Source organism: Pseudomonas emilianonis, from assembly GCF_023072625.1.
In the GTDB taxonomy this organism is placed as follows: Bacteria; Pseudomonadota; Gammaproteobacteria; order Pseudomonadales; family Pseudomonadaceae; genus Aquipseudomonas; species Aquipseudomonas paraveronii.
Genome location: NZ_JAKNRV010000117.1, coordinates 1 through 14,257 on the forward strand (window position 1 = coordinate 1; position 14,257 = coordinate 14,257).

14 protein-coding genes are annotated in these 14,257 nt (G+C 61.8%); 8 read left to right on the forward strand and 6 right to left on the reverse strand.

What is annotated here, in order from left to right; genetic code table 11:
* Both L9Z73_RS13980 and L9Z73_RS13985 read left to right on the forward strand, forming a co-directional pair.
* Positions 1-546: DNA gyrase C-terminal beta-propeller domain-containing protein (locus L9Z73_RS13980; RefSeq protein ID WP_282598627.1), on the forward strand; the 546-nt coding region annotated here is incomplete at its 5' end.
* 176 nt (positions 547-722) lie between these two features.
* Complete coding sequence (locus tag L9Z73_RS13985) at positions 723-1,430, forward strand: PqiC family protein (RefSeq protein WP_247401829.1); 708 nt, start codon at positions 723-725, stop codon at positions 1,428-1,430.
* Positions 1,431-1,608: 178 nt separating this feature from the next.
* On the opposite strand, the gene L9Z73_RS13990 is transcribed toward L9Z73_RS13985, so the two are convergent.
* The gene (locus L9Z73_RS13990) at positions 1,609-3,141 is read right to left on the reverse strand and encodes an AhpA/YtjB family protein (RefSeq protein ID WP_247401831.1); all 1,533 of its coding nucleotides are present in this window, start codon (positions 3,139-3,141) and stop codon (positions 1,609-1,611) included.
* A 134-nt stretch (positions 3,142-3,275) separates the two neighbouring features.
* Between L9Z73_RS13990 and serB the strand changes: the two genes are divergently transcribed.
* The gene (gene serB / locus L9Z73_RS13995) at positions 3,276-4,490 is read left to right on the forward strand and encodes a phosphoserine phosphatase SerB (protein ID WP_247401834.1); all 1,215 of its coding nucleotides are present in this window, start codon (positions 3,276-3,278) and stop codon (positions 4,488-4,490) included.
* A gap of 132 nt (positions 4,491-4,622) precedes the next feature.
* Here serB and asd read toward each other — a convergent pair whose 3' ends face one another.
* From asd to L9Z73_RS14010, 3 genes are read right to left on the reverse strand one after another with little or no spacing between them, the layout of a single operon-like run.
* Positions 4,623-5,483, reverse strand: a complete 861-nt coding sequence (gene asd, locus L9Z73_RS14000; RefSeq protein WP_247401837.1) for an archaetidylserine decarboxylase — start codon at positions 5,481-5,483, stop codon at positions 4,623-4,625.
* A gap of 16 nt (positions 5,484-5,499) precedes the next feature.
* Complete coding sequence (gene rhdA / locus L9Z73_RS14005) at positions 5,500-6,315, reverse strand: thiosulfate sulfurtransferase (protein ID WP_247401840.1); 816 nt, start codon at positions 6,313-6,315, stop codon at positions 5,500-5,502.
* 57 nt (positions 6,316-6,372) lie between these two features.
* Positions 6,373-7,908 (reverse strand): HDOD domain-containing protein, encoded by a 1,536-nt coding sequence (locus L9Z73_RS14010; protein WP_247401858.1) that lies wholly within the window; start codon positions 7,906-7,908, stop codon positions 6,373-6,375.
* A gap of 167 nt (positions 7,909-8,075) precedes the next feature.
* Here L9Z73_RS14010 and motA point away from each other — a divergent pair, with 167 nt between their 5' ends.
* Both motA and motB read left to right on the forward strand, forming a co-directional pair.
* Positions 8,076-8,927, forward strand: coding sequence for a flagellar motor stator protein MotA (gene motA / locus L9Z73_RS14015; RefSeq protein ID WP_247401843.1), 852 nt, complete (start codon positions 8,076-8,078; stop codon positions 8,925-8,927).
* A gap of 3 nt (positions 8,928-8,930) precedes the next feature.
* Positions 8,931-9,947, forward strand: a complete 1,017-nt coding sequence (gene motB / locus L9Z73_RS14020; protein ID WP_247401846.1) for a flagellar motor protein MotB — start codon at positions 8,931-8,933, stop codon at positions 9,945-9,947.
* Positions 9,948-9,996: 49 nt separating this feature from the next.
* Here the strand turns inward: motB and rsgA are convergent, their stop codons facing one another.
* The gene (gene rsgA / locus L9Z73_RS14025) at positions 9,997-11,028 is read right to left on the reverse strand and encodes a small ribosomal subunit biogenesis GTPase RsgA (protein ID WP_071491684.1); all 1,032 of its coding nucleotides are present in this window, start codon (positions 11,026-11,028) and stop codon (positions 9,997-9,999) included.
* A 108-nt stretch (positions 11,029-11,136) separates the two neighbouring features.
* Here rsgA and orn point away from each other — a divergent pair, with 108 nt between their 5' ends.
* Together orn and L9Z73_RS14035 are read left to right on the forward strand one after the other, a co-directional pair.
* Positions 11,137-11,679, forward strand: a complete 543-nt coding sequence (gene orn, locus L9Z73_RS14030; RefSeq protein WP_247401849.1) for an oligoribonuclease — start codon at positions 11,137-11,139, stop codon at positions 11,677-11,679.
* A 158-nt stretch (positions 11,680-11,837) separates the two neighbouring features.
* Complete coding sequence (locus L9Z73_RS14035) at positions 11,838-12,455, forward strand: trimeric intracellular cation channel family protein (protein WP_247401860.1); 618 nt, start codon at positions 11,838-11,840, stop codon at positions 12,453-12,455.
* On the opposite strand, the gene queG is transcribed toward L9Z73_RS14035, so the two are convergent.
* Positions 12,449-13,516 carry a tRNA epoxyqueuosine(34) reductase QueG gene (queG, locus tag L9Z73_RS14040; RefSeq protein WP_247401853.1) on the reverse strand — a complete coding sequence of 356 codons (1,068 nt, stop codon included), beginning with the start codon at positions 13,514-13,516 and terminating at the stop codon, positions 12,449-12,451. The genes L9Z73_RS14035 and queG overlap by 7 nt on opposite strands.
* 63 nt (positions 13,517-13,579) lie before the next feature.
* Between queG and L9Z73_RS14045 the strand changes: the two genes are divergently transcribed.
* The coding region (locus L9Z73_RS14045; RefSeq protein WP_247401856.1) for an NAD(P)H-hydrate dehydratase at positions 13,580-14,257 on the forward strand (678 nt) is incomplete at its 3' end.

Genomic DNA, 14,257 nt, shown 5'->3' on the forward strand with positions numbered 1-14,257 from the left:
GGGCAGGGCGAGCCGCTGACCGGGCGCCTGACGCCGCCACCGGGCGCGAGTTTCGAATGTGTGTTGCTGCCGGACGATGACTCACTGTATGTGATCGCCTCCGATGCGGGTTACGGCTTCGTGGTCAAGGGCGAAGACCTGCAGGCCAAGAACAAGGCCGGCAAGGCGCTGTTGAGCCTGCCGAACAACGCCAAGGTGATCCTGCCGCGGCCGGTGGACGATCGCGAGGGCAATTGGCTGGCGTCGGTGACCACTGAAGGGCGTTTGCTGGTGTTCAAGATCAGCGACCTGCCGCAGTTGGGTAAAGGCAAAGGCAACAAGATCATCGGTATTCCCGGCGAGCGGGTAGCCAGTCGCGAAGAGTACGTGACGGACATCGCGGTGATCCCGGAAGGCTCTACCCTGGTGCTTCAGGCTGGCAAGCGCACGTTGTCGCTGCGCCCTGACGACCTTGAACACTACAAGGGCGAGCGCGGCCGGCGCGGCAATAAACTGCCTCGTGGCTTCCAGCGAGTAGATGCTTTACTGGTGGAAACGCCCGTTTAGCGCGGATTAGAGCTCTTGATCTACGATTTAACGCGTAGATCGACGCTTTCGCGCTGGAGTCATGGCGCATATTCACGGATGATATGGCCTTTCCAGCGCCGGCGTGGCCGAGCGTGTTTAGGTTGTTTTTAGTATTACATTGTGGTTTGCCTTGTGGCAGCCGCCTGGATGGGATGATGACTGCTCCACGCCTTCCTTTTATTTTTATGCTCGCTGGCCTTCTCGGGCTGGCGGGTTGCAGCACACACCAGCCGGTGTCGCTGTACCAGCTGGACAGCGGAAGTCCGGCTCAGCCAGCTCAAGCCGCTGGCATGGCCGTCTTGCTGGGCCCGGTTGTTGTCGCTGACTACCTGCAACGCGAAACATTGCTGCAACGTCAGAACGACGGCAGCCTGCAAGGTTCCACCGATGGTCGTTGGGCGGGCAGTTTGTCGTCCGACATCAACCAACTGATGTTGCGCCAGGTGGCGGGTCAGTTGGACAGTCAGCGTGTGGTCCTGGCGCCTGCGCCCACCGGTTTTTCTCCGGATGTGCAGGTGTTGTTGACCATTACTCGGCTCGACTCCGGTACCTCGCAACCGGCGATTCTCGATGCGCAATGGCGCTTGATCGACCGCCGCGGCCAGGTGCGTGATAGCCGCATCGTGCATCTGCAGGAAGAGCATGCTGGCACCACCGCGTCCCAGGTCCAGGCCCAGGGCGTTCTGTTGCAGCATCTGGCGCAGCAGTTGTCGGTGGCCCTCAAACCATTGGCCAACCAGCCACCGGTCGCCGAGGCGCCGCGCAAGCAAGCGCCAGTACAGGCCAAGCCGGCTGCACCGGAAAAGCCGAAAATTCCGATGGCTGCGCCGATTCGCACGGATATGGAAGTGTTCAGGTTCTGATCTGAATGGCTCCAAAAAAAGGCCCGCTGATTCAGCGGGCCTTTTGTTTGTGTGCGATTTACTTGAGGCTTGTGGCGTCCAAATGTGGGAGGGGGCTTGCCCCCGATAGCGATGTGTCAGTTGCAGCCGTTTTGACTGACACGCCGTCATCGGGGGCAAGCCCCCTCCCACATGTCAGTCAGTGCTTGGCACGGGTCTCGTGCATTCGCGCCAACTGCCGCTCCAGCATCGATGGATACGGCTCCATCAAGCGCTCTACGCAACTGGCGCCCTCAGGGCTGGCAATCGGGCGGATACGTGCGCGTTGGCGGATCAGCGTGTCTTCACTGATCTTGCGCTCCACCAGCAACAGGTTGCGGCTGTGTTGGGACAAGGCCAGGGCGTCCTGGGCGATCTCGGTCAGCAACAGGTCGATCTGGCTCATGCCGAACAGGTCGTCGCCGACGGTCAGGCCCAGTTGCAACTGCAACGTGATGCCGCTGTCGGCCACTTCGATCTGCAACTCATGGCCCAGGGCGCGGAGCAGCTCGCCGCAGCAGATGGCGTTGGTCAGGTAGTCTTCGCCGCTGTCTTCGCTGTGGAACAGCATCAGTGTGCTGCCATCGTTCAGGGTGTGCAGTTCGCTCTGATAGAGCGAGGCGGCTTGGTCGAGGCAGTCGCGGTAGCGTTCCAGTAGTTCCGTCAGGCGGGCGCGGGGCAGGCGGCGCAGTTGGTCCTGGGCACCCAGTTGCACGGCCAGGACGGCACTGTGCTGGGGCTCGGCGTTCCTTACCGGTGCGGGCTTCGGCGCGACGACCGGGCTGCTGGCGGAGGTGTCGCGCAGGTCGGCGAACGGATCTTCGTCGTCCAGCTCGTCTTCTTCGGCCCTGATCACATGGCGTGGTGCCGGCTTCAAGCCAGCGACCGGCGCGCTTTCGTCAAAGCCCGGGTCGCGCAGGTTGCGCACTTCAAAGGCGGGCTCGTCGTCGTAATCGCTGTCGTCGAACTCGGGCTCGGGTTCAACCTCGGGCGCTACCGGTTCCGGGGCGAAGCTGGCGTGAAGCTGGCGCGCAAGGTCGCCGATCTCGTCCTGACGATCGGTGGCCGGGGTGTGTTCGTCGATATGCCGCAGCCAGATGCGCAGTTGCATCAGCGGCGTGGAGATATGCCGCCCCAGGCGCAGGCTCAAGGCCAGGGCCAGGGCTAGCAGGATCGCGCTGAGGATGCCCATGCTTTGCAGGCTGATGGTCATCGGCTGCTGGAACTGCTGCATGTCCAGGCTGATGCGCAATTGGCCGGCTTTCACATCCTGAAACGTGATATTGCTCTGGTACAGGCCTTCGGCTTCACCCAACAGGCCGTTTTTCGGGCGTTGCCCGGCTTCGGCCATGATCCGGTTGTCCACGCTGTAGATGGCGGCGTGGGCCACCAGCGGGTTCTTGGTCAGGTTGTTGAGCAGCACGTTGAGGCTGAGGATGTCGTTGGACACCAACAGTTCGGTCGCCGAGGTGGCGGTCTGGGTGGTCAAGCTCTCGCCCAGGGCATCGGCTTGCTCGTGCATGGCCTGTTTGAACTGCAAACCCATCACGCAGGCGTAGATCACCAGTGCCAGAGCGACCAGGATCACGTTATGGCTGGCGATGCGTAATGCGATCGGTACACGGCGGTGGCGCAGTGCCCGGAAGATCAGCAGGAAGAAGTTATCGGTTTTTACTGGCGTGGGCCGGTTCACTTGAGCTCGGCTCTTTAGTCCGTGAAATTGACGCGCAGTATAGCGACAGGCCCAAGACCGGCAAAGCGTTGGCTGTGCCCGGTGGTCACTGAAAGTGGGTAGAATGCGGTTTTTTTCCAGCCTGGGGGTGCGCTTTGCGCGAAATTGTCCTGATTAACATCACGGGGGAAGACCGGCCAGGTCTCACCGCCGCCATTACCGGTGTTTTGGCCCAGGGTGGTGTGAACATTCTCGATATCGGCCAGGCGGTTATCCACGACACCCTGTCGTTCGGGATTCTGGTGGAAATTCCCAGCACCGAGCAGGCGTCGTCCGTCCTCAAGGACATCCTGTTTACCGCGTACAAGCTGGATCAGCAGGTGCGCTTTACCCCGGTGTCCGAAGAGGATTACCGGCAGTGGGTGTCCGGTCAGGGAAAAAAGCGCCATATCGTGACCTTGTTGACCCGCAAAGTGACGGCCGAGCAGTTGCAGCGCGTCAGCTCGATCACCGCGCAATACGGTTTGAATATCGACCATATCGACCGTCTGTCGGGCCGCATGCCATTGGACACGCCGGCTGACCAGGGCAAGGGTTGCATCGAATTCTCCGTGCGCGGCGAGCCGGCCGACCCCCAAGCCTTGCGTGCCGACTTCCTGAGCGTGGCCCAGGAGCTGAATGTCGATATCGCCTTCCAGGAAGACTCGCTGTTTCGCCGCAACCGCCGACTGGCGGTGTTCGATATGGACTCCACGTTGATCGAAGCCGAAGTCATCGACGAGTTGGCCAAGGCCGCCGGTGTTGGTGAGCAAGTCTCCGCGATCACCGAGCGCGCCATGGCCGGCGAGCTGGACTTTCGCGCCAGCTTCAAGGAACGCCTGGCGCTGCTCAAAGGCCTGGATGTCAGCGTGCTGGACTCGATCGGTGCTTCCCTGCGCCTGACCGAAGGCGCCGAAACGCTGTTCGCCGAACTCAAGCGCCTGGGCTACAAGACCGCGATCCTGTCCGGCGGCTTCACCTACTTCGCCAAGCAATTGCAGGCCAAGCTGGGTATCGACTATGTGTTCGCCAACGAGCTGGAAGTGGTGGATGGCAAGGTGACCGGTGTGGCCGTGGAGCCGATCGTCGACGCTCAGCGCAAGGCCGACTTGCTGCGGGAATTGGCGCACAAGGAAGGTTTGCGTCTGGAGCAGACCATTGCGGTCGGCGACGGTGCGAATGACTTGCCGATGCTGGCGATTGCCGGGTTGGGTGTGGCGTTTCGCGCCAAGCCGCTGGTCAAGCAATCGGCCAAGCAGGCGATTTCGACCCTTGGGTTGGACGGAGTGTTGTATTTGCTGGGCTTTCGTGACCGCGACGGTCAGTTGTAACTGACAAAATGTGGTCAAAAATGTGGGAGGGGGCTTGCCCCCGATAGCGGTGGTTCAGTCACTCATGTGTTGACTGATACTCTGCCATCGGGGGCAAGCCCCCTCCCACATTAAACTTTTGCAGGTTTCGGATCAGGCTTTCGGCAATGCGATACCCTGGCCCATCTGCACGGGCGAACCCGCCACCAGTGCTTCTGCCCACTTCACCTGATCTGGCCCGAACAGCACGATCGCAGTCGAACCCAGCTTAAAGCGGCCCAGCTCCGCACCTTTCTCCAGGTGGATCGGCGCACGCGCGGCTTCGTCGTAGCGGAAGGTTTTCAGCTCGCGCTTGGGCGGCGTGACCAGGCCGGCCCATACGGTCTCAATCGACGCCACAATCATCGCACCGACCAATACCACGGCCATCGGGCCGCGTTCGGTGTCGAACAGGCAGACAACACGCTCGTTACGCGCAAACAGCTCCGGCACGTTCTCGGCGGTGGTCTGGTTGACCGAGAAAATCCGCCCTGGCACGTAGACCATCTCACGCAAGGTGCCCGCCAGTGGCATATGCACCCGGTGGTAGTCCTTCGGCGACAGGTAGATGGTGGCGAAATCGCCGCCCATGAACGGCGCAGCCACGGCCGCATCGCCGCCCAGCAATTCCAGCACGCTGAAGCTGTGGCCCTTGGCCTGGAACACGCGACCATGTTCGATCGGACCGAGCTGGCTGACGGCGCCATCGGCGGGGCTCAGGACGGCGCCCGGGGTTTGATCCAGTGGGCGCGCGCCGTCTTTCAGAGCGCGGGTGAAGAATGCGTTGAAGTGCTCGTAGGCAGTCACGTCTTCAACCAGGGCCTGGGACATGTCCACCTGATAGCGCTTGGCGAACCAAGTGGTGAAGGCGTTCTTGAACCAGCGCACGCGGCACTCGGCAATGCAGCCGGCCAGGCGCGACAGCAGGTGGTGCGGCAGCAAGTACTGGCTGAGGATGAACAACTGCTTTTTCATTAACTGTCCTTAAACCTTAGATCTCGACGGGGGTGTCGGGGTGGTTGCCCCATTCGCCCCAGGAACCGGCATAACCTTTGACTCGCGGATAACCGAGCGCCTTGGCCACCAGGTAGGTGAAGCCAGAGCGGTGGTGAGTCTGGCAGTGGGTGATGATTTCTTTGTCGCGGGTCAGCCCGAGGTTTTCGAGGATCTGCGGCATGTCGCGGCGGATGCGCAGGTTGCGCGCCTTGTCCATGCCTGCGGTCCATTCGAAGTTCACGGCGCCGGGGATGTGACCGCCCTTGGCTGCCAGGACTTTTTCGCCGGAATATTCCAGCGGGCCGCGTGCGTCCCAGATGCCCAGGTCGGCAGCGCCGAGACGGCTTTGCAAGTATTCGCGGGTCGCGGTGGGGCCGTCATGCAGGGTGAGGCTGACAGGCCCGCCAGCCGGGGCCGGCACTTCGGTAGACAGCGGGTGCTTGTCTGCCAGCCACGCCAGCAGGCCGCCGTCGAGGTAGTGGTATTTTGTGTGGCCGATCACGTCGAGCAGCCAGATAAAACGTCCGGCCCAGCCACCGCCTTCGTCGTCATAGACCACGTAGGTCGCGTCCGGGGTGTGGCCCAGTTCGCCGAACAGTTTCTCCAGGTCAGCCTTGTTCGGCAGCAGGCCGGGGGCTGGCGCCTGGCCAAGTTGGGTGCGCTTGGGGTCAACGAAATGCGCGCCGGGGATATGCCCTTCGGCGTAGCGGGCGGCGCTGGTGAGGTCCACCAGAATCAGCTGGTCCGCATCGAGGCGGCCAAGCAGGTCGCTGGATTCGATCACCAGCGGCAAGCCAGAGAAGTCAGGCATGTGAGGTCTCCTGGGCACAAATGTTGGCGATAAAAGACGGCGATTGTAGCGCAAGCATCAACCGGTGCGGTTGGTAAAGCTGTGCAGGGCTTTTTCGATGCATTGAGCGGTTTTACCGAAGGCCTGCACGGTGGTTTCCGAGAGCGGCCCACCACCCTGGTCGGCGATCATCACCATGACCACCCGACCATTGCAGCTCAGTGAGCGCAACAGCAGGTGTTCGCCGTTGAACAGGCGACGCAGGATCGGCGGCAACAATGCGGCGAATTGCGCGTGGTTGTCGGGCGTGAAGCGCACTTGGGCAGGTTTTTCGAGCATGCGTTGCAGTAGCGTGCTGTTGACCACGTCCAGGCTCAAGTTCGTGGCGTCCTTCGGCAGGCCGGCGGCCTGGTGGACGCGCAAGGTGCTCAGGGCGCGATCCGCCATGAACAGCAAGACGCGCTGCATGCCGCTGGCCTCCAGCGCTTCCTTGGCGCAGGTGGTCAGGTGCATGGCGTTGGCGAAGCGGCTCGGCTCCACCAGCAGTTCGGTGCAACGCTTGCGCCAAACGGCCAGGGACTCGGCCGTCGGCGGCGGTGCGGGCAGCAGGCCGCGATGGATTTTCTGTACGTGCCACGGCCAGATCAGCGACAGCGCCGGGTGCCAGAGGTCGGGCATCAAGGTTGCGCGAGCGTTGATCACCGCTTGCTGGTGAACCTGTTGCTGCACCTCGCTCAACGGCTGTTGCAGGTACAGCGCGGTGAGGTATTGCCAGCGTTCGGTGTGTGGGCAGGTCCAGGATTCCTGGGCCGACATCGCCAGGCCGTTGGCCAGCAACACCGTATTGGCCGGCTGGTTCAGCCAGCGTCGCAAATTGGGCTCGGCATCCAGCAGTTGTTGCTGGCGCAGTGGGTCGTCTTCCCGGGCGATGCGCAATGCCTTGACCAGCAAGCGTTGCTCGGTCAGCAACAGGTGATAGCCCTGGGATACCCAGATCGGCAGGTGCCAGGCTTCGGTCAAACCGAGGCACAGGTCCAGCAGGCGCACGCCGAACAATTCCTGTTCGACCCGGCGCGCCGATTGACCTTTGTGGATCACCCGCAGCTCCCATTCTTCCAGGAGCTTGGGGTAGGCCACCGCCATCGGCCACAACGGCGCCAGAAACAGCAGGCTGCCCCAGTGGATGTCCTGCCACAGCCGCGCCAGGCGGCTGGCGAACAAACCGCTGGCTTGCTGCGACGCGTGCCGGCTGACCAGCACCAGCTGGCGAAAGGCGACGGGGATTTCATTCATCGGCACTGACGGTAGGCGGGCCAGCAGGTCCTCGGCGCGTTTGAGGCCGAGACGGTTAAGTGCCACTTCAAGGTTTTCTGCCGGTTCCGCCATGCTGCCATGGGTGTGGCTGTTGGCCTCGCGCATCACGCTGAGTACCAGCGACGGGCTGCCCTGCATCAGCTCGGCAATATCTCGCAAAGAACTGCGGCTATCGCGGATGGCTTTGCACACGCGGTCGTGGCTGGCCTGGGGAACCGGCAGCCGAACGTCGTCCAGGCACTTGATCCAAGCCGCGAGAGAGAGGGGTCTTACAGATGGGTCTGTCTTTTCATTGGCCATGATTGGGGGCGCGATCATCACTTACTTCAACACGCCCTAAACGGGCCGAACTGGCTTTTCGCCTTGACGGTCTATAGTCTGGCGCAGTTTTGCCGATAAGTAGAACAAGAGTTTTCCAGTTCCTCCAAATATGTCCATGAACCCGACGGCGCAAGTACAAATTCCCTATGGCTAAAATAATCGGCATCATCGTCGTCCTTGCAAGCGTGCTCGGTGGCTATGTCCTATCTCACGGTAAGATTGCTGCGTTGATCCAGCCCTTCGAAGTGATGATTATTGGCGGCGCGGCATTCGGCGCATTCCTGCAGGCCAACCCCGGCTACATGACCATGCACGTGATCAAGAAGTCGCTGGGCATGTTCGGCTCGCGCTTCTCCCACACCTTCTACATGGAAGTGCTGGGGCTGGTTTACGAGATACTCAACAAGAGTCGCCGTGAAGGCATGATGGCTATCGAAGCGGACATCGAGGACGCTGCGGCGAGCCCGATTTTCGCCAAGTACCCGGCAGTGCTCAAAGACGAGCGCATGACCGCCTACATCTGCGACTACTTGCGCATCATGTCCTCCGGCAACATGGCCCCCCACGAGCTGGAAGGCCTGTTCGACATGGAATTGTTCAGCCTCAAAGAAGAGCTGGAACACCCGTCCCACGCGGTCACCGGCGTTGCCGACGGCATGCCCGGCTTCGGTATCGTTGCGGCGGTACTCGGTATCGTGGTGACCATGGCCTCCCTGGGCGAGGGTGACCAGGCGGCCATCGGCATGCACGTGGGTGCGGCGCTGGTCGGTACGTTCTTCGGTATTCTCGCGGCCTACGGCTTCTTCGGCCCGCTAGCGACCTCCCTGGCCCACGATGCCAAGGAAGAAATCAATCTGTACGAAGCGATCAAGGCCAGCCTGGTGGCTTCGGCCTCCGGCATGCCGCCTTCACTGGCGGTGGAATTCGGTCGCAAGGTGCTGTACCCGAAACATCGCCCGAGTTTTGCCGAGCTGGAACAAGCGGTTCGCGGTCGCTAAGCCATGGAAAACAACCAGCCGATAATCATCAAGCGCGTCAAGCGCTTCGCTGCGGGGCACCATGGCGGCGCCTGGAAAATCGCCTTCGCCGACTTTGCAACGGCGATGATGGCGTTCTTCCTGGTGCTGTGGCTGATGTCCACCGCGACCCCCGAGCAAAAGATCGCCATCGCCGGTTACTTCAAAGACCCGATTGGTTTCTCGGAAAGCGGCACGCCCTTCGTGATCGACCTGGGCGGTTCGCCGCAGTTGGCGCCGGAGCGCACCATCAACCCTGAGGTCAAGACTGAGGCACCGCAGGAAAACATTCCGATCGAGCGTAAAACCGTTGAAAGTCTGGCCGAACAGGTCGAGCAGGAGCGCCTCGAATTATTGCTGAAGGAGTTGCAGACCAAGGTTGACGAAAACCCGCAGCTGCTGAAATTCAAGGATCAGATTTCGTTCGAAATCACCCCGGACGGTTTACGCATCCAGATCACCGACGCCGCCAACCGGCCGATGTTCGACTCCGGCAGTGCGCGATTGAAACCGTACTTTGAAGACATCCTGCTGGCCATGGCCGACACGATCAAGGCCGTGCCGAACAAGATCAGCGTCAGCGGCCATACCGATGCCAAGCCGTATGCGGGGCAAGGCGACTTTGGCAACTGGGAGCTCTCGGCCAACCGCGCCAACGCCGCCCGGCGTGCGTTGGTGGCCGGCAGCTACCCGGACTCGCAAGTGGCGCGGGTGGTGGGTTTTGCTTCGTCGCAGCTGTTTGATGCCAAGGAGCCGTTCAACCCGATCAACCGCCGGATCGATATTGTTGTGCTGACCAAAAAGGCTCAGCGCGCGATTGAAGGTGATCAGCCGCCACCGCCTCCGACCCCAGATGCGGGCGCGCAGGGGGGAGCACCGGTCGACCCGAACGCGATCCCGCCGGGGCAGGAGCCATTGCCGGCGCATGAGCTACGGCAGAAGCTGAACCTGTTTGATGATGGCGGCGCGAAAGACCCGACGGCGCCTGTCAAGGGCTCGTAAGCTGCATACAACAAGGCCGCGATAAACGCGGCCTTGTTGTATGCGCTGTTTAGTAACTGCTCTCAGGCAAACTCGCAATAATCGACCGATAGCTGTTCATCCGTTGTTGCTGCACGCGGCCATCTTCCAGCGCCTTGAGCAGGGCACAACCGGGTTCGCGGTCGTGTTTGCAGTCGCGGAAGCGGCAGGTGCCGATCAGGTCGTTGAACTCGATGAAACCGGCTTCCACGTCGCTGCGGCTGACATGACCGAGGCCGAATTCACGAATACCCGGGGAGTCGATCAGCTCACCGCCGCCGGGGAAGTGGAACAACCGCGCGGTGGTGGTGGTGTGGGTGCCCTGGCCGGATAGCTCCGACAGCGGGCCGACACGGGTGTCGACTTCCGGCAGCAGGCTGTTGACCAGCGATGACTTGCCCACGCCAGACTGGCCGACGAACACGCTGATGCGCCCGTCCAACTGTTGTTGCAGTTGTTCCATGCCATTGCCGTGATGGGCCGACACTTCCAGCACCGGGTAGCCCAGGGTGCGGTAGACCGCCAGCAACGCGTTGAGCGCCGGGGCGTTCTGTTCGTCGATCAGGTCGAATTTGTTCAGCAACAACAGCGGACGAATGCCCGCATGCTCGGCGGCGACCAGATAACGGTCGATCAGGTTGGCATGGGGCTCGGGCAGGGGCGCGAAGACGATGACGATCATGTCGACGTTGGCCGCCACCGGCTTCAACTGGCCGCGGCTGTCGGGGCGGCGCAGTTCGGTGGTGCGGGGCAGTTGGGCAACGATCACCCCGATGCCTTGGTTACCGGCACGCCATACCACTCGGTCGCCGGTCACCAGCGCCGGCAGGTTGGCGCGCAGGTGGCAGCGGAAGACCTGGCCGGCGAGTTCGCCTTCGAGCGCCTCGACTTCGACCTGCACACCAAAGTGCGCGATCACCAGGCCCGTTTGTTCGGGGCCCAGGTCGCCGCCCTCGAGCGCTTCCACGGCGGAGGATTCACGTTTGGCGGCGCGTGCGGCGCGTTCGCCCTGAATCTTTTCGATGCGCCAGTTTTGGCGACGGTTGAGCTGGCGTTTGGCCATTGGTGTTCCGTGTCGATAATGCAAAGGTTAGGTAAAACGGTCGCGAGTCTAGCACGGCCCCGCCTGCTAAACTGTGCGGCTACGCCAAGGTACCAAGAGAATCAAGCCATGCTAAACCCACAAAATCTTATTTGGATCGATCTGGAAATGACCGGTCTGAACCCCGACACCGACGTCATCATCGAGATGGCGACCATTGTCACCGACAGCAACCTCAACACCTTGGCCGAAGGTCCGGTGATCGCCATCCACCACAGCGACGCCGTTCTCGCCATCATGGACGAATGGAACACCCGCACCCACGGCAACTCCGGCCTGACCCAGCGCGTGCGAGACAGCCGCATCAGCATGGCCGAAGCCGAAGCCGAAACCATCGCCTTTCTGGAAAAGTGGGTGCCCAAGGGCAAGTCGCCGATCTGCGGTAACAGCATCTGCCAGGACCGCCGCTTTCTTTATACCCACATGAAGGCACTGGAAAGCTACTTCCACTACCGCAACCTGGATGTGTCGACGCTCAAGGAGCTCGCTGCGCGCTGGGCGCCGGAAGTCAAAGACAGCTTCCATAAAGGCAGCGCTCACTTGGCGCTGGATGATATTCGTGAGTCGATCGCCGAGTTGCAGCACTACCGCAAGCACTTCATCAAGGCTTGATGCCGGCTCTCTGTGGCGAGGGGGCTTGCTCCCGCTAGAGTGCGCAGCACGCTCGGTTCAGCCATCTGGATCTACCTGTCACACGCCATTCTCCGATACCTGGGGCTGCTGCGCAGCCCAACGGGAGCAAGCTCCCTCGCCACATTGAAAGGATCGCCATCATGCTGCTGATGCTCTACCTCATCGCCATCACTGCCGAAGCCATGACCGGTGCCTTGTCTGCCGGTCGGCGCGGCATGGACTGGTTTGGCGTGGTGCTGATCGCCTGCGTAACGGCGTTGGGCGGCGGTTCGGTGCGCGATGTGCTGCTCGGGCATTACCCGCTGACTTGGGTCAAGCACCCGGAATACCTGGTGCTGACGTCCGTCGCCGCGCTGGTGACGATCTTTATCGCACCGCTCATGCGCCGCCTGCGCTCGCTGTTTCTGGCGCTGGATGCCGTGGGGTTGGTCGCCTTTACCCTGATCGGCTGCATGACCGCCCTGGAAATGGGCCACGGTATGCTGGTGGCGTCGGTCAGCGGTGTGATCACCGGGGTGTTTGGCGGCATCCTGCGGGATATTTTCTGCAACGACATCCCGCTGATCTTTCGCCGTGAGCTGTACGCCAGCGTGTCATTCCTCGCCGCCTGGTTCTACTTGCTGTGTCTCTATCTGCAACTGCCGGGCGAGCAGGCGATTATGCTCACCCTGTTCAGCGGCTTTCTCCTGCGCCTGCTGGCGATCCGTTTTCACTGGGAAATGCCCAAGTTCATCTACAACGACGACGTTCATTGACGCTCGGCGTGCTGCTTCAGCGCCCATTCCACGTGTTCGCGCACCAGCTCCGAGGGGTAGTCCCGGCGCGCCTTCAAGGCTTCCAGCACCGGAATGCTCGACGGCGCATTGCCCAGGCCCACCGCCAGGTTGCGCAGCCAGCGCTCGTAGCCGGCGCGGCGTAGGGGCGAGCCTTCGGTGCTGCTGAGGAATTTATCCTCGTCCCACATAAACAGTTCGGCCAGTTGCGCGTTATCCAGGTTGTGCCGTGGCTTGAAATCGCTTTCGGCGGTGGAACGGGCGAAACGATTCCACGGGCAAACGATCTGACAGTCATCGCAACCGAAAACCCGGTTGCCGATCAGTGGGCGCAAGTCTTCAGGGATCGCGCTCTTGAGTTCGATGGTCAGGTAGGAAATGCAGCGCCGCGCGTCCAGCACGTAGGGCCCGACGAACGCGTTGGTCGGGCAAATATCCAGGCAGGCGGTACAGCGGCCGCAATGTTCGGTAGCGTGAGGCGGATCGACCGGCAGCGGCAAGTCGACAAACAGCTCGCTCAGGAAGAAGTAGCTGCCGGCCTTGCGATTGAGGACCAGGGTGTTTTTGCCGATCCAGCCCAGCCCGGCTTTCTCGGCGATGGCTTTTTCGAGCACCGGTGCGCTGTCGACAAAGGCGCGAAAGCCGAAGGGGCCGATTTGCGCCTGGATGCGTTCGGCCAGTTGCTGCACGCGCTTGCGGATCAGCTTGTGGTAGTCGCGGCCAAGTGCGTAACGGGAGATGTAGGCTTTTTCCGGTTGGGCCAGCAGTTGCGCCATGTGCGTATCGCCGGGCAGGTAGTCCATGCGCAGCGAGACCACGCGCAAGGTGCCCGGCACTAACTCCTCGGGGTGCGAGCGTTTGCTGCCGTGGGCGCCCATGTACTCCATCTCGCCGTGGTAGCCCGCGTCGAGCCAGCGTTGCAGGTGCTGTTCATGCTCGGCCAGGTCCAGGCCGCTGATGCCGACTTGTTGAAAGCCCAGCTCGCGGCCCCAGTCTTTGATCGATTGGGCGAGCGCGGGCAGATCGGAGGTAATAGCAGGCATGAGACACGGGAAACCACAGGTTAGATAGGTATAATTCTGCCAGACATCGGAGCTTGAAGACGCATGCCGCAGACAAAACACGCAATAACCGACGTTCAGCCCCTGTTGCCCGGCGATTTGCCGCAACTGGCTGCGCGTTCCCCGGACGCCCATAAAGGCCAGTTCGGTCATCTGCTGGTCATCGGTGGTGACAGAGGCTTTGGCGGCGCTGCGTTGCTCAGTGCCGAAAGTGCGCTGCGCAGCGGCGCGGGCATGGTGTCCCTGGCGACCCGCCTTGAGCACGTGCCCGCCGCATTGGCGCGCTTGCCGGAAGTCATGACCGTCGGCGTGAGTTCGGCCAACCAATTGATGGGGTTGCTGGAAAAGATCTCGGTTATCGTCATCGGCCCGGGCCTGGGCGATGCCGCCTGGGGCAAGAGCCTGCTGTCCGTCGCCGCCAATGCCAAACAGCCGCAAGTCTGGGACGCCGATGCCTTGAATCAACTGGCGACCGGCAGCGTAAGCCTTCCCGCCAACTGCGTGATCACCCCGCATCCAGGCGAAGCCGCGCGTTTGATGGGGATGTCGACAGCAGAGGTTCAGGCGAATCGTCTTAAGGTGGCGCGCGCGTTGAGCCAGAAATTCAACGCAGTGGCTATTCTCAAGGGGGCGGGCAGTTTGATTGCCAGCCCGGACGGCCGCGTTGCGCGCTGCGACCAAGGCCATCCGGCCATGGCGACCGCAGGGCTCGGCGACGTGTTG

Bases quoted from the DNA above. Each gene is read 5' to 3' on its own strand.
- motA (WP_247401843.1), top strand. From the start codon at position 8,076: ATGGCTAAAATAATCGGCATCATCGTCGTCCTTGCAAGCGTGCTCGGT.
- L9Z73_RS13985 (WP_247401829.1), top strand. From the start codon at position 723: ATGACTGCTCCACGCCTTCCTTTTATTTTTATGCTCGCTGGCCTTCTC.
- L9Z73_RS14010 (WP_247401858.1), bottom strand. From the start codon at position 7,908: ATGGCCAATGAAAAGACAGACCCATCTGTAAGACCCCTCTCTCTCGCG.
- rhdA (WP_247401840.1), bottom strand. From the start codon at position 6,315: ATGCCTGACTTCTCTGGCTTGCCGCTGGTGATCGAATCCAGCGACCTG.
- orn (WP_247401849.1), top strand. From the start codon at position 11,137: ATGCTAAACCCACAAAATCTTATTTGGATCGATCTGGAAATGACCGGT.
- rsgA (WP_071491684.1), bottom strand. From the start codon at position 11,028: ATGGCCAAACGCCAGCTCAACCGTCGCCAAAACTGGCGCATCGAAAAG.
- queG (WP_247401853.1), bottom strand. From the start codon at position 13,516: ATGCCTGCTATTACCTCCGATCTGCCCGCGCTCGCCCAATCGATCAAA.
- motB (WP_247401846.1), top strand. From the start codon at position 8,931: ATGGAAAACAACCAGCCGATAATCATCAAGCGCGTCAAGCGCTTCGCT.
- asd (WP_247401837.1), bottom strand. From the start codon at position 5,483: ATGAAAAAGCAGTTGTTCATCCTCAGCCAGTACTTGCTGCCGCACCAC.